The organism is Simiduia aestuariiviva (genome assembly GCF_014192475.1).
In the GTDB taxonomy this organism is placed as follows: Bacteria; Pseudomonadota; Gammaproteobacteria; order Pseudomonadales; family Cellvibrionaceae; genus Simiduia; species Simiduia aestuariiviva.
Map to the genome: position 1 here is coordinate 563,476 of NZ_JACHXZ010000002.1, position 20,068 is coordinate 583,543.

Annotated in this window: 23 protein-coding genes; 4 read left to right on the forward strand and 19 right to left on the reverse strand. The window is 50.8% G+C overall.

The window, feature by feature from the left end:
* Window positions 1-19 precede the first annotated feature (19 nt).
* From FHS30_RS08195 to adk, 8 genes are all read right to left on the reverse strand, one after another.
* Window positions 20-1,306 carry a M18 family aminopeptidase gene (locus tag FHS30_RS08195; protein ID WP_183909962.1) on the reverse strand — a complete coding sequence of 429 codons (1,287 nt, stop codon included), beginning with the start codon at window positions 1,304-1,306 and terminating at the stop codon, window positions 20-22.
* Between the two features lie 25 nt (window positions 1,307-1,331).
* Window positions 1,332-1,706: a VOC family protein gene (locus tag FHS30_RS08200; RefSeq protein WP_183909963.1), complete on the reverse strand. Its 375-nt coding sequence runs from the start codon at window positions 1,704-1,706 to the stop codon at window positions 1,332-1,334.
* 11 nt (window positions 1,707-1,717) lie between these two features.
* On the reverse strand, window positions 1,718-2,596 hold the full coding sequence (locus FHS30_RS08205; RefSeq protein ID WP_183909964.1) for an NAD(P)-dependent oxidoreductase: 879 nt from the start codon (window positions 2,594-2,596) through the stop codon (window positions 1,718-1,720).
* A 40-nt stretch (window positions 2,597-2,636) separates the two neighbouring features.
* On the reverse strand, window positions 2,637-3,431 hold the full coding sequence (locus FHS30_RS08210) for an undecaprenyl-diphosphate phosphatase (protein ID WP_183909965.1): 795 nt from the start codon (window positions 3,429-3,431) through the stop codon (window positions 2,637-2,639).
* Between the two features lie 27 nt (window positions 3,432-3,458).
* Complete coding sequence (gene tsaB / locus FHS30_RS08215; RefSeq protein WP_183909966.1) at window positions 3,459-4,148, reverse strand: tRNA (adenosine(37)-N6)-threonylcarbamoyltransferase complex dimerization subunit type 1 TsaB; 690 nt, start codon at window positions 4,146-4,148, stop codon at window positions 3,459-3,461.
* A 93-nt stretch (window positions 4,149-4,241) separates the two neighbouring features.
* Window positions 4,242-5,081 (reverse strand): hypothetical protein, encoded by an 840-nt coding sequence (locus tag FHS30_RS08220; protein WP_183909967.1) that lies wholly within the window; start codon window positions 5,079-5,081, stop codon window positions 4,242-4,244.
* 238 nt (window positions 5,082-5,319) lie between these two features.
* Window positions 5,320-6,297 carry a ferrochelatase gene (gene hemH, locus FHS30_RS08225; RefSeq protein ID WP_183909968.1) on the reverse strand — a complete coding sequence of 326 codons (978 nt, stop codon included), beginning with the start codon at window positions 6,295-6,297 and terminating at the stop codon, window positions 5,320-5,322.
* A gap of 73 nt (window positions 6,298-6,370) precedes the next feature.
* Complete coding sequence (gene adk / locus FHS30_RS08230) at window positions 6,371-7,015, reverse strand: adenylate kinase (protein ID WP_183909969.1); 645 nt, start codon at window positions 7,013-7,015, stop codon at window positions 6,371-6,373.
* Between the two features lie 395 nt (window positions 7,016-7,410).
* Here adk and FHS30_RS08235 point away from each other — a divergent pair, with 395 nt between their 5' ends.
* Window positions 7,411-7,998: a hypothetical protein gene (locus FHS30_RS08235; protein WP_183909970.1), complete on the forward strand. Its 588-nt coding sequence runs from the start codon at window positions 7,411-7,413 to the stop codon at window positions 7,996-7,998.
* 96 nt (window positions 7,999-8,094) lie between these two features.
* Window positions 8,095-8,634: a DUF2062 domain-containing protein gene (locus tag FHS30_RS08240; protein ID WP_183909971.1), complete on the forward strand. Its 540-nt coding sequence runs from the start codon at window positions 8,095-8,097 to the stop codon at window positions 8,632-8,634.
* Here FHS30_RS08240 and FHS30_RS08245 read toward each other — a convergent pair whose 3' ends face one another.
* From FHS30_RS08245 to FHS30_RS08255, 3 genes are read right to left on the reverse strand one after another with little or no spacing between them, the layout of a single operon-like run.
* Window positions 8,635-9,864: a lipoprotein-releasing ABC transporter permease subunit gene (locus tag FHS30_RS08245; protein ID WP_183909972.1), complete on the reverse strand. Its 1,230-nt coding sequence runs from the start codon at window positions 9,862-9,864 to the stop codon at window positions 8,635-8,637.
* Window positions 9,857-10,552 (reverse strand): lipoprotein-releasing ABC transporter ATP-binding protein LolD, encoded by a 696-nt coding sequence (gene lolD / locus FHS30_RS08250; RefSeq protein ID WP_183909973.1) that lies wholly within the window; start codon window positions 10,550-10,552, stop codon window positions 9,857-9,859. The genes FHS30_RS08245 and lolD overlap by 8 nt, the downstream gene beginning before the upstream one ends.
* Window positions 10,545-11,783, reverse strand: coding sequence for a lipoprotein-releasing ABC transporter permease subunit (locus FHS30_RS08255; RefSeq protein WP_183909974.1), 1,239 nt, complete (start codon window positions 11,781-11,783; stop codon window positions 10,545-10,547). The genes lolD and FHS30_RS08255 overlap by 8 nt, the downstream gene beginning before the upstream one ends.
* A 96-nt stretch (window positions 11,784-11,879) precedes the next feature.
* On the opposite strand from FHS30_RS08255, the gene FHS30_RS08260 reads away from it, so the two are divergent.
* Together FHS30_RS08260 and FHS30_RS08265 are read left to right on the forward strand one after the other, a co-directional pair.
* Complete coding sequence (locus FHS30_RS08260) at window positions 11,880-12,458, forward strand: PilZ domain-containing protein (RefSeq protein ID WP_183909975.1); 579 nt, start codon at window positions 11,880-11,882, stop codon at window positions 12,456-12,458.
* A gap of 10 nt (window positions 12,459-12,468) precedes the next feature.
* Complete coding sequence (locus FHS30_RS08265; RefSeq protein WP_183909976.1) at window positions 12,469-12,771, forward strand: phosphodiesterase; 303 nt, start codon at window positions 12,469-12,471, stop codon at window positions 12,769-12,771.
* 75 nt (window positions 12,772-12,846) lie between these two features.
* Here the strand turns inward: FHS30_RS08265 and sthA are convergent, their stop codons facing one another.
* The 8 genes from sthA to FHS30_RS08305 all read right to left on the reverse strand — a co-directional run bounded on the left by sthA (window position 12,847) and on the right by FHS30_RS08305 (window position 20,066).
* Window positions 12,847-14,247: a Si-specific NAD(P)(+) transhydrogenase gene (gene sthA, locus FHS30_RS08270; RefSeq protein WP_183910276.1), complete on the reverse strand. Its 1,401-nt coding sequence runs from the start codon at window positions 14,245-14,247 to the stop codon at window positions 12,847-12,849.
* 39 nt (window positions 14,248-14,286) lie between these two features.
* Window positions 14,287-14,514, reverse strand: a complete 228-nt coding sequence (gene nqrM / locus FHS30_RS08275) for a (Na+)-NQR maturation NqrM (RefSeq protein WP_183909977.1) — start codon at window positions 14,512-14,514, stop codon at window positions 14,287-14,289.
* 30 nt (window positions 14,515-14,544) lie between these two features.
* Window positions 14,545-15,453, reverse strand: coding sequence for an FAD:protein FMN transferase (locus FHS30_RS08280; protein ID WP_246341222.1), 909 nt, complete (start codon window positions 15,451-15,453; stop codon window positions 14,545-14,547).
* 133 nt (window positions 15,454-15,586) lie between these two features.
* Window positions 15,587-16,810, reverse strand: coding sequence for an NADH:ubiquinone reductase (Na(+)-transporting) subunit F (gene nqrF / locus FHS30_RS08285; RefSeq protein WP_183909979.1), 1,224 nt, complete (start codon window positions 16,808-16,810; stop codon window positions 15,587-15,589).
* Between the two features lie 18 nt (window positions 16,811-16,828).
* Window positions 16,829-17,443 (reverse strand): NADH:ubiquinone reductase (Na(+)-transporting) subunit E, encoded by a 615-nt coding sequence (gene nqrE, locus FHS30_RS08290; protein ID WP_183909980.1) that lies wholly within the window; start codon window positions 17,441-17,443, stop codon window positions 16,829-16,831.
* 3 nt (window positions 17,444-17,446) lie between these two features.
* A complete protein-coding gene (locus FHS30_RS08295; protein WP_183909981.1) occupies window positions 17,447-18,103 on the reverse strand; it encodes an NADH:ubiquinone reductase (Na(+)-transporting) subunit D in 657 nt (218 codons plus the stop codon).
* Between the two features lie 3 nt (window positions 18,104-18,106).
* Window positions 18,107-18,868 carry a Na(+)-translocating NADH-quinone reductase subunit C gene (locus FHS30_RS08300; RefSeq protein ID WP_183909982.1) on the reverse strand — a complete coding sequence of 254 codons (762 nt, stop codon included), beginning with the start codon at window positions 18,866-18,868 and terminating at the stop codon, window positions 18,107-18,109.
* The gene (locus FHS30_RS08305) at window positions 18,861-20,066 is read right to left on the reverse strand and encodes an NADH:ubiquinone reductase (Na(+)-transporting) subunit B (protein ID WP_183909983.1); all 1,206 of its coding nucleotides are present in this window, start codon (window positions 20,064-20,066) and stop codon (window positions 18,861-18,863) included. Before FHS30_RS08305 ends, FHS30_RS08300 begins: the two co-directional genes overlap by 8 nt.
* Between the last annotated feature and the right edge of the window lie 2 nt (window positions 20,067-20,068).

The following is a 20,068-nucleotide window of genomic DNA, read 5'->3' on the forward strand; positions in this document are numbered from 1 at the left end:
ACTCCGGATAGATTTCGCGTTAGTGGGCAGAAAAATGTGCGCGCAACACTTTGATCAGATCAACCATATCGGTTGTTCCGGCCGTTTCTCTGATGGAGTGCATTCCCCAGGTAGGCATACCCACATCAAGTGTTCGCAAGCCAATTTCAGCGGCCGTAATAGGCCCAATTGTGCTGCCGCAAGCCATGTCTGAACGAACCACAAATGCTTGCACGGGAACATTTAACTGCTGACACAAATGTCGGAAGTATGCACTGGTTTCGCTATTGCTGGCGTAGCGCTGGTTCGCATTTACTTTGATCACCGGCCCTTTGTTCAGCAGCGGCCCATGATTTTGATCATGTTTATCAGCATAGTTCGGATGGATCCCATGAGCATTGTCTGCAGAGATCATCATAGATCGATCAATTGCACGATTGCGGGCATCCGAGTCTGGCAGCAGACGCTCCAGAAACTGACGCAACATGGGGCCCTGGGCACCACACGCAGACATACTGCCGACTTCTTCGTGATCATTACAAATTAACAATTGACTCTGGCCTGGCTCAGACGCGAGCAACGCTTCTAACCCTACGAAACAGCTCAACAAGTTGTCTAGGCGCGCGCCCACGAAAAATTCTTGATTCAAACCAAGGTTGGCTGCCGGCTGGGTGTCGAAAAAGCTCAGCTCATAGTCGAGTACTTGAGCTAGATCATCACAGCCTTCAGCCACCAGCTGTTCCGCCAGCAAACTTCTAAAATCGGGTTTAGTGTCAGGGCCAGCTAACTGTGCCAACACCGGCGGAATATCGGTTTGGGGATTGATAGATCGACTTTTATTGACCTCGCGATCTAGATGAATAGCGAGACTGGGTATGGTGGCGATTGGCCTGACAAAATTCACTAACGCAGCACGGCGCTCGCCTTGTTTATCGAGGTAATTCACTCGGCCCGCCAAGGACAAATCGCGATCAAACCACGGGGCAAGCAACACTCCGCCATAGACTTCCACGCCAAGCTGATAATAGCCTTGACTGTTGATCTCTGGGTTGGGCTTAACCTTCAAACATGGGCTATCGGTGTGGGCGCCGACCATGTGGATGCCATCTTTTACCGGGTTATCACCGTGCACATAGGCGATCAGTGACGACCCATTGCGCACTACATAGTATTTCCCACCCGGTGAAAACGTCCAGGTGTCGCCTTCGTCTAAGGGCTTAAAACCCGCCGCTTCCAACTGCACAACCATCGATTGCACCGCGTGAAATGGCGTCGGAGACGCTTGTAAAAAATCAATCAGCTTTTGAGTGATGGCTAGATTCGCCATAGCTACATTTTCCTCGTTTATACGCCTAGGCAGGCTCGGGCGGCTGCCACAGTTCAATTTTGTTGCCGGCGGGATCCATGAACCAGCCAAAGGTGCCGTATTCGCTCGATTCAGTGTCGTCCATCACCGCTGCTCCCCCACGCTTCACCTGATCTAGGCAAGCTTTCACATCATCAACCACCAAATTGATCATGAAATCTTTACGGCTGGGCTCAAAATAGGTCGTCTCTTCCTTAAATGGGGAAAACACATTATAGGCGCCTGGCGGCAGCGCTTTGACATCGAGCTGTGCGCCCCACTCTGCCATAGACATCCCCAAATGCGCGTTGTACCAATCAATCAATGCTTTGGGATCTTTTGCCTTAAAAAACACACCACCTAAACCAAGTACCTGCCCCATACCACCTCCGGCTAGCTTTTTTGAGTCGACGCTTTTAAGCGCGTCAATAAGCTGGAAGTATCCCAGCGATTGCCGCCCATAGCCTGAACATCGCCATAAAATTGATCTACCAGTGCTGTTACCGGCAAACGCGCCCCATTGTTACGCGCCTCTGTGAGCACAATTCCCAGATCTTTGCGCATCCAATCGACCGCAAAGCCGTGCTCATACTCGTTGGCGAGCATCGTTTTATAGCGGTTTTCCATCTGCCAAGACTGTGCAGCGCCTTTGGAAATCACTTCAATGACTGCCTCGGCATCTAAGCCCGCGGCCTCCGCAAAGTGTAACCCTTCGGCCAACCCTTGGACGACACCGGCGATGCAAATTTGATTCACCATCTTACACAGCTGTCCACTGCCGGATGGCCCCAATCTTTTTACCGAGCGCGCAAAGTGTTGAATGAGGGGGCGTACCTTATCAAACGCCACCCCATCACCGCCAACCATTACCGTTAACTGTCCATTTTCGGCACCGGCCTGACCGCCACTGACGGGCGCATCTAAAAACTCGACGCCTTGAGCCTGTGCCAATACAGCCAGCTCGCGGGCAACTTCTGCTGATGCTGTGGTGTTATCTACTACGATAGCGCCCGCCTTCGAGCCAGCTAGAACACCGGTTTTGCCAAGCATCACAGAACGCAGGTCGTCATCATTGCCGACGCACACAAAAATAACGTCGGCGGATGTAGCCGCGGCCATGGGCGTTTCTGCCAATACACCGCCGAATTCCTGCACCCAACTCTCGGCCTTCGCCAAGGTGCGGTTGTAGACGGTGGTTTCAACGCCCGCTTTTTGCAAATGACCGGCCATGGGATAGCCCATGACACCCAATCCGATAAACGCAGCTTTCATCGGCTCTCCTTAATATCTATTTCAACTTAAACAAAAAGTTCTATTGCCAAAAAAGCACAAGCAACAAAGTGCCCAATATCAACCTGTACCAAACAAAGGGCATCATCCCAATTCTACTAATCAACTGCATGAAGAAATGAATGCATGCATAGGCGCTGAGTGCCGACAGCACAAAACCGACACCAAGCACCGGCCAATCCACCTCAGGCACACTGATCAATTGATAGCTAAGATAAGCGGCACTGGCGGCGATAATAGGTATGGAAAGCAAAAACGAAAAGCGCGCGGCATCGACCCGGCTAAAACCCAACAGCAATGCCGCTGTCATAGTAATCCCTGAGCGTGAAGTGCCGGGGATCAGAGCCAACACCTGAGCAAAACCAATTATCACGGCACATGACAACGTCATTTGCAGCAAAGTGTTCGAGCCACCGCCTCGCCGATCTGCGAAACCGAGTAAAAGACCAAACACAATCGTCGCCCAAGCAATCACCCACGCCGAGCGCAGGTGCATCTCGATATAATCTTTGCCAAGGAAACCCGCAATACCTGCCGGTAGTGTAGCCGCGGCCAGCATCCAGACCAAATCGCTGTTGTGGCTGCGCCGACCTCCGATAGACAAAAACCAATCGCCCGCCAGCACCAACAAATCGCGCCTAAAATAGGTAACCACCGCCAACAAACTGCCGAAATGCACCGCCACATCAAATGCTAACCCTTGGTCGGGCCAGCCCAGCAAGGCCTGTGGCAAAATTAAATGAGCCGAGCTGGAAATGGGCAAAAACTCAGTCAATCCCTGAATAAGTGCCAGCAGTAAAACCTGTAGCCAATCCATGCCTACTCCAAAATATTAATGGGGGACTTAAAGTGAAGTAGTACGCACGCGGGTGCGCTTTTGCCAACTGACGCTATCGCGCAAATATACCGGCAACGCTTGGGTTGCACAGATTGGCATGACGTCGCCCTGCAATGCGAGCGTCAACACATCCTGAGCATCGGGCTCAATGTCAATCTGACACACGCTGGCTCGTTCAATGCCTGACGGTGCCAGTTGCCAGCCACTGCCACATATAGCATCTGCTTCACACAATGCTGCTGGCCATTGATCTACCGCAACCAGCAACTCATCCCCTAGCGCCGTGACTCTATTGCCATCAACACTAAATCGCGCGCCATAAATTTCGTCCATGCGAGCATCCACTGCCACCGCCAATGTACCTGAAAACTCAGCGTGAGAGCGTGCAAATCCCTGTGCGATAGTGGCCAAGCTAGAAACCGGGATGACTGGGCGATCGGCGCCAAATGCCAGACCTTGCACAACACCCGTTGCAACGCGCAAACCGGTAAACGAGCCAGGGCCGCGGCCGAAGGCGAAACAATCCAGTTCAGACGCGCCAATGCCGGCCTCAGCCAACACCTCGTGAACCATGGGTAACAGTCGCTGCATATGACCTCTTGGGGTCAGGGCAAACCGATGAATACGGTGATTTCCGAGAGCTAGGGCCACGGAACAGGCATTTGAAGACGTATCGAGTGCGAGAATGCGGCGCATGATGATATTTTACAAAGAATACGGAACCGCATTTTCCCAGAAAACAGGCCTTTGCGCACCCCAAAAAAAATCCCCCTTGCGGGGGATTCAGTGTTACTTCGCTTTCTTCTTGCGGCCGCGCGTAGCCGCTTTTTTACGAGCCGGCGCCCGCTTCGGTTTTGCCGCTTTAGGCTTTGCCTTGGCCTTCGCTTTTCTAGCCTTGGGTTTGGCCGTTGCGCGCTTGGCCGCTGCCTTTGCTTTCGCTGCCGCTTTGCGCGCTGCTACTTTCTCTTTTGCTGCCGCTTTTTTGGCGGCGGTCTTGGCCTTGGCTGCGGCCTTTTTGGCTGCTGCCTTGGCCTTGGCGGCTGCTTTCTTAGCTGCTGCTGCGGCCTTTGCCTTTTCTTTCTTCTCAATGGCCGCTAACTTTGCCTTAACCTTCTTGGCTGTGGCCTTAACCTTTTTCGCATTGGCGGCAGCGCGCTTCTTCAGCCACTTGCCTTCAAAGGCTTTCATTGCTTTGGCTAAATCAGCCTCAGCCTTGGCCGCTAGCGACGCTTTTAAGGTTTCAACCTTAGCCATAGCAGCATCGACTCGAGCTTGAGCTTTCGCCTCTGCCTTCAACTTTGCTAGCTTTTCTTTGGCATCGGACATCTTCGCCTTTGCAGACTGCATCGCATTGGACATCTTAGAAACTGCATTACCGGCGGTAACAGCGGCTCTCTTGTCCATTGCTTTGCCCGATTTAGCGGACTTTTTCTTTGCTGCGGCTGCCTTTTTACGAGCCGCTGCCATAGCTTTGGCTTGCGCTGCCATTTCTTTAGTGAGTTTGTCTACCGTAGCTTGCGCTTTGGTCATTGCGGGTGAAGCGGGTTTTGAAGTGCGTACGGATTTCGCCTTTGCAGGTGCTTTTTTCGCACCGCGCTTAGCAGCGGTCTTTTTTGCTACTCGTGCCATGTGTCATCTCCTCGAACATGATTCAAACGTAGATTGTTATTACACGTTTTGAGCACAACTTCGTGCATGACACCAGCGCTAAAACAGCGAACGCATCGGTATCGCTTTTGATATTAAGAAAGAAAATGAAAATTTGCGAGTTTTTTGCCCATTTTTTAATCGAAAATGGGCTATTAGAGAGATATTATTGTAAATAATCCTGAGAATTCGGAATTTTGACCCGCGCCGCGCTAAAAACTCAGGCGAAATGTTCGAGCACGATATTGGAAAACATAAACACGTGCGCAGAATTGTCGTTTAAACATTTGATGTATTGATAGCGTTTGCCGCCACTGGCCAAAAAGAGTTCGCGATTCTCAACATCAATCTCTTCTAGCGTTTCTAGGCAATCGATCGCAAAGGCGGGACAGATCACATCAACACTTTCAACGCCCTCAGCCGGCCATTCACTGAGCACCACATCTGTGTATGGTTTGAGCCATTCAGCCTTACCCAATCGAGATTGAAAACTCACCAACCAACGATCTGCAGGCAAATCTAAGGCCTGCGCGACAGATTCTGCAGTTGCAATGCACTGTGCCTGATAGGGGTCACCTAACTCGACATTGCGTTTGGGTATCCCATGGAAGGAAAATAACAACTTTTGCGCCGGCGTGTGTTCCTGCCAGTGCGCCTTTACGCTCTGAACAAGTGCCGCTACGTAATCCTGCCTCTGATAGTAAGATTTTTGTATCCGGACATCCGGCACATTTCGGCTGGATTTTATAATGCGGGCGTATTGATCATATACAGATCCCGTGGTCGTCGCAGAATACTGAGGGTACAACGGAAGCAATAAAAAGCGTTCTACACCCTGATTCTGAAGTTGTGCAATCTGGCGCGCGATCGAGGGCTGGCCATAGGTATAGGCGCAATAAACCTCTGGCGTCTTTTCTCCCAGCACTTCCAAAAGACTCTGTTTGACCTGGTCGACCAAGTTTTCTGTGAGCACTTTGAGGGGGGAGCCTGCTTCGGTCCAAATTGACTGATACGCGTGAGCCACGCGATTTGGGCGAAACGGAAGGATCACACCATACAGAATTGGCCACCAGATCAGGCGGGGAATTTCTACCACGCGTCGATCGGATAAAAATTCCCGTAAGAATCGACGAACGCCTTGAGGGGTTGGTGACTCGGGGGTACCCAAATTGACAAAAATAACCGCATCACGACTCATAGCTGGACCTTCTGGTTCATAATTAAGCAGGCAGAAAAAAACCCGCCGAAGCGGGTTTTGTCGGTGGCGTTGATTACGCTAATGCGTCGAACACACGCGCACGTATTTCATCCACTGTACCCACGCCAGCGATCTTACTGCATTTTACCGAGCCGGTGGCTTGGCGAGCGGCATAAAAGCCCACCAGTGGTTCAGTTTGCTCATGATAGAGCGCCAAGCGCTTGCGGACAGTCACTTCCTGATCATCGGCACGCTGGACCAGCTCATCACCTGTTTCGTCATCGGTTCCGGCGACTTTAGGCGGATTATATACGGTGTGGTATACGCGCCCAGATGCCTCGTGCACGCGACGGCCACTTAAACGCTCGACGATGACCTCATCGGCCACATCAATTTCAATAACGTGGTCAATTTCAACGCCAGCTTCAACTAAGGCTTCAGCTTGGGGGATGGTGCGTGGAAATCCATCGAATAAAAATCCACTAGCGCAATCGGCCTGCGCAATTCGGTCTTTTACTAAGGCAATAATTAGATCGTCCGATACCAGCCCACCTGAGGACATGATGTCTTTAACTTTTAATCCCAGTGGTGACTCAGCTTTAACCGCAGCTCGTAGCATGTCACCGGTGGAAATCTGGGGTATGCCAAATTTTTCCATAATAAATTTGGCTTGCGTGCCTTTACCGGCGCCTGGGGCACCTAGAAGAATTACGCGCATATTCGCTCGCTCCTACAGTTCTCGTCTCGCGTTGTTCCAGATGTTGCCACCAGACATCAATCAACTAATCGTCAGCAGGTACACCCATGTTTTGGGCCGCATAAGATACACGCTGCCCCCCACCTACTCAAGCAAGGCTGCAATCAATCGAGGCTGGCGTAGTGTGAAACCCCTATTCTGAGTGTTTTTTGACCGGTCATGGCACCCTCGTTGTTAATTGGATGGCCATCTTGGCCGCAAAAGCCCCAATATCTATAGGGATTACATCTTTGCAGAGCTATTTATATTCCAAATACTTATATAACTTACACCGTTAATTGCCAAAGGGTCGAATTCTACGGTTGTTCTTCAACTATTATCTTAGGTGTCTAAAAACCAATTAATAGGAGTGAGTCATGGGCCTCTTTTCACGGAGTCAACCAGAAGACAACGAAAACGACCTGCTAGACAGCCCTGGGCTACCAACGAGTCAGGATCTCAATAACGACTTCTTTGAGCCCGAAACCACTGCGGCCGCCTCGCCTGCCCCTAAAGTTGCCAAGCGCAATCTTAGCTATGGCATAGAAGACGCGATTGGTTTGATGCGCAAACTGCCTAAAGACAATGCAGAAGTGGTTGTCTCTGTGGTCAAGCAAACACTGGAGTCCACCAACATCAGCATTGACGACATCATTGCCGATGCCACAGACAAAGAAGAACGACTATTAAATAAGAACACTCAATTAGAGAAAGAGATCAAAGAGCTTCAAGCACAGATTGCTGCGCGCAATAAGCATATCTCCCAGTTGCTGGCCGACCACAAAGAGACCGTCAGCGTGCGCGAGCAATTACAGCTGGCCAACAAGCTGACCGCGCCAAAGAAGCCGCCACTTGAGGCCCAAAAGACCCCTGTAAAACCCGCCAGCCCCATGCCCGCGGCAGCCAAACCCGAGACCGCCACGCCAACCACGGAACCTAGCGGCAACAACCCGCTCGCACACTAACCGCATACCAACAGCAGAGGCTGAACAGCAACAACGCTGGCTCAGCTTCTGTATTTTGGGCATAATGCGCGCCATCAAGCATTAAGGTCGACGTCGATGGCAAAGAAGTTCCTGAAACGCTGGATGCCCGATCCAGCCAAAATCAGAGGCCACGCATCTCTGCAGTTTCTGGGCACTTTGCTGCACGATCCCAATCTATTTCACCTCAACCGCCACTCTGTCTCGCGCGCCTTTTTAGTGGGCATTTTTGTGTGCTTTCTGCCCATGCCAGGCCAGATGGCCGTGGCGGCGCTAGGTGCACTCTGGCTACGGGGAAATCTACCGATCAGCGTTGCGCTCGTCTGGATTAGCAATCCCGTTACAATGCCGGCGATGTTTTACGCCTGCTATCAGCTCGGTCTCTGGCTGCTAAACGCACCACAAAGACCGTTTCACTATGAATTGAGCATCGAATGGATAATGGCAGAGCTGGGCTTTTTGCTACCGCCCCTGCTCACCGGGACATTGGTGTGTGCTCTGTTTTTTTCCTGCGTGGCATTTCTCACGATCAATCAACTCTGGCGCTGGAATGTCAGTCGAGTATGGCACAAGCGCAGCGCTGAACGCCTCGCTCGTAAGCGCAACAATGACGCCTAGCTAGTGATCAAGCTGTAACGCCTGTGCTGGTTCAACTCGGCTTGCCCGCCAGGCGGGATATAACGTCGCAAGCCAACTCATTAGCAATGAAATTGAACCCACCATAAGGCAATCGGACACGCGAAAATCGCTAGGTAAATAATTGATGGGATACACATCAGAGGCAAGAAATTGCATGCCTATTAGATTTTCCAGCGCCGCCACCCAATCAGTTACATAGTGCGCGCCAATGGCGCCCAGCAGCAGCCCAACCGAAGTCCCTATCACACCGATTAGCGCGCCCTGCACCATAAATATCCCCATAATGTGCCACCGGCTAGCACCCAGGCTACGCAATATCGCAATCTGACTTTGCTTATCAACGACCACCATGATTAAAGTCGATACCACGTTAAAGGCGGCTATTGCGATAATTAAAAACAATAACAGGCCAACCAACTGACGAGACATTTGCACTGCCTGAAAAAGATTGCCGTGGCTGCGCGTCCAGTCAGAGCCATAGAAGCCATAGCTCAACTGATCCATTAGATCGCGAACCACCTGCCGAGCAGCAAATAAATCATTCAATTTCAACCGAATGCCTGAAACACGCCCAGGAAACTCTGACAATTCGGAAGCAGTCTCTAATCGCGTAATCGCTAGCGCGTTATCCACTTCGGTGCCGGTGTCGACGATGGCCGCCAAGGTAAAGGTGGCAATATGCGGCAGGCGAGTAGCATTTTCTTTGTCGGGAATTATCACCGTCAGCGCATCCCCCACATCTGCGCCCAATGTCCGTGCTACACCGGCGCCTAGCAACATGCCTTGAGGAGGCAATTCCGATAGCGCCAAAGTTTGAATAAACTCGTGCAGTCGTGAAACCTTGCGCTCCAGTTCAGGTTCAATACCGTAAATACTGACCGGCGCGACGCGATTGCCCACACTCACCATCCCCTGTAATTGGACAAACGGCGCAGCACCGATCACGTTAGCGTGCTGTTGAAACTCTGCCACATAAGCCGGCCACGCTTCGATGCCATGGCGATGCAATACTGTGGCTTGCGGCATGACACCAAGAATCCGTTCACGCAACTCGCGATCAAAACCATTCATCACCGACATTACGATAATTAACAGGCCAACGCCCATCACCAGGCCTGCAATAGAGATCAGTGAAATGAAACTCACCAGTTGATCGCGTCGCTTGCTACCCGTGTAGCGTAAACCTATCCAGAGCGGCAAATTAGCCATGACTATGTGCCCGCAAATGCCCTTTCTCTAACAGATAGACATGATCCATACGATTGGCCAAGGTCATATCGTGTGTCACCACCACAAACGCAATGTGATGCTCACGACTCAACGACAACATCAAGGCCTGTACTGCTTCCGCGTTGTCACTGTCCAAGTTACCTGTGGGCTCGTCCATCAACACACAGGCTGGTTGCATGGCCAATGCACGCGCGATGGCGACTCGCTGACGCTCACCACCGGACAATTCGGAGGGTTTGTGGTCGCACCTGTGGTCAAGCCCAACTTGCGTTAACAGCGCTTTGGCGCGCTGCGTGTATTCAGAATTCGGCAGCTTGGCAATACGCATCGGAATTTCAACATTCTCTTGCGCGCTAAATTCCGGCAATAAATGGTGAAATTGATACACGAATCCCATATGGCGATTGCGCAGACGGCCGCGCTCGTTGTCCGACAAATCAGACAATGGCTGCCCAGCTAGCACTACCCCGCCAGCAGTCGGCGTATCTAAACCACCCAACAAATTGAGCAACGTCGACTTACCCGAACCCGAAGCACCAACAATCGCCACACGCTCCCCTGCATACAATTGAAAATCAATAGATTTCAACACTTCAACGTGGGATGGTCCCTGATTATAGGATTTGTTAAGTGCTGAACAGCTCAACACTTGTTCTGGTTTACTCATAGCGAAGTGTCTCAGCGGGTTCAATTTTGGCTGCACGATAGGCCGGATAGAGACTGGCGACGAGGCTTAACAGCAGCCCTACACCAGACACCAAGGCGACATCCTGCCACAACCAATAGGAGGGCAAGTGACTGATAAAATAGACGGATGGATCAAACATGTAGAGCCCTGTCAGGGCCTCTAGCTGCTGCACAATTGGACCGACATAAATCCCTACAATCGAGCCCAAGATGGCACCTAGCACAATGCCGATGGCACCAACCGCACTCCCCTGCACGACGAAAATTGCCATTACCTCTTTGGCAGTCAAACCCAAGGTGCGTAATACCGCAATATCGGCACGTTTATCCGCAACCATAAGCACCAAACTGGTAACAATATTAAAGGCTGCAACTAATACAATAATCAGCAACAACACCGTAATGACCGTTTTTTCCATTTTTATAGCTTGAAACAAACTCCCCTGCGTTTGCGACCAACTGCGGACAGTTAATGTGCTTGGCAGGCTCGCCGCTATGGAATGTGCCACTTGATCAGCAGCGAACATATCTACCAGACGCAGGTGTACTCCGTCGACTTTGCCACCCCTTCGCAGCAACCTTTGGGCATCACTAATGTGTAGCAGCACCAAAGACTGATCCACTTGGGCGCCAACCTCAAAAACCCCAGCCACCGTAAACCGCTTAACGCGCGGAAATATTCCCGCGGGAGTGACATTGAGCTGGGGCAGCGTCATCATTATTTTATCGCCGGGCATCACACCCAGCTGGCGCGCAAGCAATCGCCCCATCACGATGCCGTATTCGCCGGGAGTCAATGCCTCTAAAGATCCTAAGACCATGTGCTCGGCAATCTCTGAAACTTCTTTTTCAAGGTCGGGTTGAACGCCCTTAAATGCCACAGCCTGAAGCGCTCGGCCGTAGCCCAGCATGGCAAAACCCTCTACAAACGGCGCTTGTGCAACAATTTCCGGGCGATTAGCTAATTGACTGGCAAGTGGCAGCCAGTCATCCATGCCTTGGGCATCTAAAATACTCGCGTGTGGGATGGCCGATAAAAGTCGCCCTTTTAGCTCTCGATCAAAACCATTCATCACCGACAGCACAATGATTAGAGCCCCCACACCCAGCAACATGCCAAGCATGGCAAAGCCGCTCAAAAACGAGATAAATTGATTGCGGCGTCGAGCGCGGATATAGCGCAGACCGATAAATAAAGGCATGGATTTCATGGGCGCATTAAACCTGAGCAGCCCGCGGCACACAAGCCCCGCACGCACAGGCGCCCAATTCGTGATATAACAGAAAACACAGTCTGGAGAAGCAACATGACCACCGGTAGGGACCCTCTACAGCAAGACCAGCGCGATGCCTTTCGGATCAGTGATACCCTGGCGCTACACTTTCGCGCCGTGAACAATACCGACACACCAGCTGAGCAACACTTTCCCGATCAGGCGCCACTGCAGTTATTTTCAGAATATAAGAAGCTCGGCCATGAATTAAATGGCCTGCTGGCCAATTTGGACCCGTCAATCCACCAAGCGCTTAAACTCCAAGAAAAGCGACTAGACCTGCTCGCCAACCTCCTATTCTCCGACCATTGCCAGACGAGTCAACAATCCGTTAACCTGAGTGAAGGCGGTCTGGCATTTATCTCGACAAGTCAACACAACGTATCGGATACCCTAGCGATGTCGCTCACGTTTTTAGCGAGTGGTTTTTCGCTATTTTGCTACGCTCAGGTGATACGGTGTGAAAAACTGAGTGATGGCTGGCGCTTGGCTTGTAAATTTATTTCGCTGCCAGAAGCGGATCAACAGCTAATAGCGAGACACATTCTGGCCGCACAGCGCAAACCGGCATTTCGCCAGGCGAGCACATCGCAACGCGAACCACGGAGCTAGGAGAATCTATATGAAACTGCTTACCTGCATAGTTTTTATTGCAATATCCTGTTGCACCTTTGCCGACGAATTGCAGATACCCGTCGGCCAACAAGGAATAGATGGCCTAGAATTGCCATCGAAAGGTATGACCATGGCGCAGGTAGAAACAGCCTTTGGCGAAGCCCCAAAGCGCCACCCTGCACGGGGGCAACCGCCAATCACCCGCTGGGAATACAGCAACTTCATGGTCTACTTTGAGGGCGAGCACGTAATCCATTCAGTATTGCGCCACAAACCTCGAGCAGAATTTCAAACACCTACAACGAATTAATCGTCACAAAACATTACCGCGAATCAATAAAAAGCCCTGCAAACCTTCGTCCGCAGGGCTTTTTCGCATGCAGAATTAAATTCGTTTGACGCGATTTAAACCATCCAATGCAGCCGTCCGATAAGCTTCAGCCATGGTGGGGTAGTTAAACGTCGTATTTACGAAGTAGGCAATACTATTCGCCTCCCCCGCCTGGTTCATAATTGCCTGACCAATGTGAATAATCTCTGCGGCTTCTGCACCAAAACAGTGGATCCCCAATATCTCCAGCGAGTCAGCGTGAAAAAGTATCTTGAGCACACCCACCTTTTCACCTGAAATTTGGGCTCGCGCTGTGTTTTTAAAGAATGCACGCCCCACTTCATAGGGAATCTTAGCGGCCGTCAATTCATTCTCAGTTTGTCCAATTGAACTAATTTCGGGCAATGTATAAATACCGGTCGGCGCATCAGACACGAAGCGACTTTCCTGACCAAGAATGTTTGTTGCCGCCGCACGCCCTTGATCATAAGAGGCACTAGCGAGAGACGGCCAACCTATGACATCACCTACTGCGTAGATATTTTCAACACTTGTTTGGTAGCGATCATTCACGTGAATTTGTCCGCGGCCGTCCGCCTCTAAACCTATTGCATCAAGTTTTAAGCTGTCGGTATTACCAGTGCGACCGTTTGACCAAAGCAAAGCATCGCCGTGAATTCGTTTACCGGATTTCAGGCGTAACGTTACGCCACGATCGGTCGCCTCTAAGGATTCATACTCTTCACCGTGTCGAACAGTAACTCCCATATCGCGCAGGTGGTAACTCAGTGCATCGCAGATTTCATCATCAAGGAAAGTCAGTAGATGCTCTCGACTATTGATCAAATCAACTTTGATACCCAGCCCTGAAAATATGGAGGCATATTCACAGCCGATGACACCCGCGCCGTAAATAATAATATGCCGCGGTGTGTGCTTCATATCTAGGATGGTATCGCTGTCGTAGACTCGCGCGTGATCAAAATCAATATCTGCCGGGTGGTATGGTCTAGAGCCGGTTGCAACAACGATGTGCTCAGCAGTAATTTGCTCCTTCGCTCCGTCGACGAGCTTCACTGATACCGTATGGGCATCCACAAAACACGCCTCACCCACAATAATGGTGGCACGGTTGCGTGTATAAAAATCCGTGTGCAAATCCACATAGCGCGGCACGACTCGCAATGCTTCAGCCAGCACCTTGGGATAGCTAAAGATATGTGCGTCGCCGGTAGTGCGAAACAGCGAACTGATCTTATGCCGAATGATTTGCTTTACAACATGGCGCAGCGACTTGGAGGGAATAGTACCTTTATGTACACAGGCGCCACCCACCCCCTGCCGATTCTCTATCACGCCTACCCGCTTACCAGCCTTCGCCGCAGCCATCGCTGCGCCCTCACCGCCCGGGCCTGCGCCAATCACCAATACATCATAGTGATACTTTCTCGCCATGCATTTCACTCCAATCAAATCAATGTCGACGACCGGCTTTTACTTAGTGGCGTCGTAAGATAAATCAGGCGCCTGCGCCTCTGATTTACTGGTTTCTTTTTCACACTTGCCCTTGTCACCACCGCAGATATCACACGCCACTTCCATACCCAGCGCGCTCATGCCGCCACAGGAACCACTAATAGGTTTACGCCCCAGTAATACGCCTACTGACATAGCAACAATAACCAAACCCAATACAATGAACGTAATCAATAACGTTCCCATTTTATCCTCTCTTGGCAGCGAAATAGCTGCCTAATCGTCGATATAGGAAGCAAAGGAAGTGGACCAGCGCTCGACTAGCTCACCCCCTTGCTGTTCCAACATAAATACCGGCAGTGCATGTTGCTCTGCAAATGCTAAGGTTTTTTCAGGCCCCATTACACTAAACGCGGTCGCTAAAGCATCCGCCCTCGCGCAGGTTTTTGCAATGACTGTGACCGACACCAACTGATGATCTACCGGCCAGCCAGTGGCCGGATCGATCGTATGCGATAACTGCTTGCCATCCACCCACTTGAAATTGCGATAGCTGCCAGATGTCGCTACGGCAGCCTCAGTCACGTTGATGGCTGCCTGCATGCTGCCGGGCACTAATTGAGGCCGCTCCACAGCAATCCGCCAGGGTTTTCCCAGAGGGTTGTTTCCCGCCAAACGCAGTTCACCGCCAATTTCCACAAGGTAATCGCGGTAACCCTCGCCGGCCAGTAGGAGCGCAACCTGATCGACCCCGTAACCTTTAGCAATGGCGGAGAGATCCACGAATACATCGCGCTTTCGCGTCACTCGGGTTCCATCGTCATTGAATTGCAGGTGCTGAAACCCCACCCGCGCCATCAGTGCCTTTACCTCTTGTGGACGCGGCGGCGCCTGATCTGCATCTGGGCCGAAGCCCCACCGATTCACCAACGGCCCAACGGTGATATCAAAGGCGCCCCCTGTATCACGATGAATCGCTGCTGACTCTTGCAATAAAAACGCAAGCGCCTCGGACAGATCGAATTCTACGCCAATGGGCGAACCATTCAGCGCCATCAACTCAGAGTGTGGATCGTAAGTAGACATCTCACGATTAACTTGTACCAATACGGCATCAATCTTCGCTTTGAGCGCTTCTGGATCGACCACATTACCGACTACGGTTACGTGATAGGTGGTCCCCATTGTCGATCCCGACAATTGGTAATGCTCAGCGCGATCTGAAGCACATCCGGCCAGTATAAAAACGGAGACCCACAAAAACAAAAACGAGGTGCGCTTGCGCGCCCTCGCTTTTGAAAACATTGCAAAGATCCGATCAACCACCGAAGTCATCAAGCATGATGTTTTCGTCTTCAACGCCTAGATCCTTCAACATTTTGATCACTGCCGCATTCATCATTGGCGGCCCACACATGTAAAACTCGCAATCTTCAGGCGCTTCATGATCCTTCAGATATTGCTCGTACAACACGTTGTGAATGAAGCCAGTCAACCCGGTCCAATCATCTTCGGGCTGCGGGTCTGACAATGCGATATGCCAATCAAAATTTTCATTCTCAGAGGCCAACATGTCGTAGTCTTCTTTGTAGAACAACTCGCGCAATGAGCGAGCGCCGTACCAGAACGACATCTTGCGCTTGCTTTTTAAGCGGCGCAGCTGATCGAAGATGTGCGAGCGCATCGGCGCCATTCCTGCACCACCACCAATGAACACCATTTCTGCGTCGGTGTCCTTGGCAAAGAACTCGCCAAAGGGACCGTAAACAGTAATTGTGTCACCTGGCTTCAAGCTAAACACGTAGGAAGACATTTGCCCTGGCGGCAAGCCCTGTGTACGTGGCGGCGGCGTAGCAATACGAATATTGAACTTAACAATACCGCGCTCTTCAGGGTAGTTAGCCATGGAATAGGCACGAATAACCGGTTCGGTAACTTTAGATTCAAGCTTGAAGAACCCAAAGTGCTCCCAGTCACCACGGAATTTTTCTTCGATATCGAAATCTTTGAATTTCACGTGATGCGCAGGCGCTTCCAGCTGAACATAACCACCGGCACGGAAGTCAACGTTCTCACCTTCAGGCAGACGCAGAGTCAACTCCTTAATGAAAGTCGCCACATTGGGGTTGGATTCAACCACACACTCCCACTGCTTAACGCCAAACACGTCTTCTTCAACGTGCACCTTCATATTTTGCTTAACTGGCGTTTGACAAGATAAACGCCAGCCCTCTTTCGCTTCACGCTTGGTGAAATGCGACTCTTCCGTTGGCAGCATTTCTCCGCCACCTTCATTTACAATGCATTTGCATTGTGCGCAGCTACCACCGCCGCCACAGGCAGAAGGCAAAAACAGACCGCTATTCGCCAAAGTCTGCAGTAACTTACCACCGGCAGGTACGGTAATTTCTTTTTCGTCATTGACGATGATGGTTACATCGCCGGAATTGACCAATTTCGCGCGAGCACTCAGGATCACGGCGACGAGCAAAAGCACGATCACCGTGAACATGACAACACCCGCTACAATAGTAATGTCCATGTTCTGTCCTTACCTCGATTACAGATCAATGCCGCCGAATGACATGAAGCCTAACGACATCAAGCCAACGGTGATAAATGTAATGCCCAAACCACGCAAACCAGCCGGCACATCACTGTACTTCATCTTCTCGCGAATACCGGCCAAAGCCGTAATCGCCAGCGCCCAACCAACACCAGAGCCGATTCCAAAAACAACACTCTCTGAGAAGTTGTAATCGCGCTCTACCATGAACAGCGAAGCACCCATAATGGCGCAGTTAACGGTAATCAACGGCAAGAAAACGCCCAGCGCGTTGTAGAGCGAAGGCACATATTTATCGAGCACCATCTCCATGATCTGAACCAGCGCTGCAATCACACCGATATAGGTGATCAAGCCCAAAAAGCTCAGATCCACTTCAGCGAAGTCAGCGCCCAGCCAGACTAAAGCACCGTCTTTCAGCAAGTAGGTGTACAGTAGGTTGTTCACTGGCACGGTAATGGCCAAAACCACAACAACGGCGATACCTAAACCCAGTGCTGCCTCAACTTTTTTGGAGATTGCCAAAAAAGTACACATACCTAAGAAGAAGGCTAACGCCATGTTTTGGATGAAGATCGACTTAACGAACAAACTTAATAATGCTTCCATTACTTAAGCCTCCTGCGCTTTGGTATTGGCGCAAATCTTGAACTCTTCGACTTCTACCTGATCTGGCTTATAGGCGCGAATCGCCCAAATAATCAGACCAATCAAGAAGAATGCAGAAGGTGCAAGTAGCAGCAAACCGTTAGAAACATACCAGCCACCTTCAGTAACCAAAGGCAGTATCTTGTAACCGAGCAAAGAACCGGAACCAAACAGTTCGCGAATAACGCCGAGCACAATGAGCAATGCACTGTATCCAAGGCCATTGCCAATACCATCTAAAAAGCTTGGCATTGGCGGATTCTTCATAGCGAACGCTTCCGCACGCCCCATAACAATACAGTTGGTAATGATCAAACCTACGAAAACAGACAGCTGCTTACTGATATCGTAAGCCACCGCTTTCAGAACTTGATCAACCACAATTACCAGAGAGGCAATAATCGTCATCTGAACGATGATACGAATATTGTTTGGTATATGATTACGTACCAGCGCCACAAACAGGTTCGAGAACGCTGTCACTAGCGTCAACGCCACGCACATTACCAAGGTCACCTTCAGTGAGGTGGTTACCGCCAAAGCCGAACAAATACCCAAAATTTGCAAGGCAATTGGGTTGTTCTCAATAACGGGTTTAAACAGAAGCTCTTTTGCCTTCATGATTTAAGCCTCCCCATTTTTCAGGTTGTCGAGGAAATTGGCGTAGCCATTTTCGCCCATCCAGAATTTCACCAAGTTCTCAACACCTACACTGGTCAATGTTGCACCAGACAAGCCATCAACCTTGTGCTTATCGCCTGCGGGGGCAGAGCCCTTAACCACATCGATAGCGACATCGCCGTTTGCGTAAACTTCTTTACCAACCCAATAAGCTTTCCACTTCGGGTTATCTACCTCACCACCGAGTCCAGGGGTTTCTCCGTGCTCGTAAAAACCCAGCCCCACTACAGTGTTGAAATCAGATTCCAACGCGATAAAACCGTACAAAGTTGACCAAAGACCGTAGCCTTTAATGGGTAAAATTACCTTCTCAATCACACCGTCTTTTTTGAGCAGGTATACCTTGGCAATATCTTCACGACGTCCAATTTTTGCGACATCTTCTTGCGCAGACAGCTCGGTAGAGCGCTTTGGATCTTTTGACGCTTTGCGCTGATCGTAACTTTCGGCTTTTACGGCATCCGTAAATTTACCGGTATTGAGATCGACCATACGGGTATTGATTTGCGCGAATAACTCGTCAACTGTTTTACCGTCTTCCATCAGACCGGCAGCCATCAAGATGTTGCGCTTGAAGTCCAATTCCTTATTTTCAATCTGCATTGGCTTGAGTAACACTGCAGCGGTAGACACCACCACAGAGCACACAATACACAGGGATAAGGCGACGATAATTGTCTTTTTGATAGTATCGTTATTAGCCACGTGCCAGCCTCCGCTTAACGTTTGCCTGAACCACGAAATGGTCGATCAAAGGCGCAAAGAGGTTGGCAAATAGAATGGCCAACATCATACCTTCCGGGAATGCCGGGTTTGCCACGCGAATCACCACCACCATAAAGCCGATCAAGAAACCAAACCAAAGCTTGCCAGTTTCTGTCATTGCCGCGGACACTGGGTCAGTTGCCATGAACACCATGCCAAACGCAAAACCACCTACCACGAGATGCCAATACCAAGGCATAGCCATCATGGGGTTGGTGTCAGGATTTCCGGTCAGATTAAACAGGAAGGATGTTGCCATCATGCCTGCCATCACGCCGATAATAATGCGCAAGGACGCTATTTTGCAGGCCACCAACACGACACCACCGATCAAAATTGCCAAGGTGGACACCTCGCCGATCGAGCCCTGCATCTTGCCGAAGAAGGCATCGAACCAGGTCATTTGGCTGGTCAGTACCGACATGCCGTCGGAATAGGCAACGGACAAGGCCGTGGCGCCAGAGAAGCCGTCAACGGCGGTCCAAACCTGGTCACCAGACATCTCAACGGGATAGGCGAAGAACAAAAACGCACGACCCGCGAGTGCTGGGTTGAGGAAGTTTTTACCCGTACCACCGAAGACTTCTTTGGCAATGACGACACCAAAGGAGATACCCATCGCCGCCATCCACAATGGAATGTCTGGAGGGCAGATCAGTGCAAAAAGGATTGAAGTAACAAAGAATCCTTCGTTGACCTCGTGGCCCCGCTTCATGGCAAACAGCACTTCCCAGAAGCCGCCCACGATAAACACAGTCATGTAGATGGGCAGAAAATAAGCCGCACCGTGGATCAAGTTGTCCCAAATACTGTCAGCAGAGTAGCCGGCAAACAACTCAATCAAGCCACCGCGCCAACCTTCAACTGCCGCGATACCCATGTCGGCCATGGCGGTATTTGCCTGCCAACCGAGGTTGTACATACCGTAGAACATCGCAGGAAAAGTACAGGCCCACACAGTAATCATAATGCGCTTGAGGTCGATACCGTCGCGCACGTGCGCCGTGGTCTTAGTCACATCGGCTGGACGGAACAAGCCGGTATCGATGGCTTCGTAAAGGGCATACCAATTTTCGTATTTTCCACCCTTGTGGAAGTGGGGCTCGAGGCTATCGAACCAATTGCGTAATGCTTTCATGC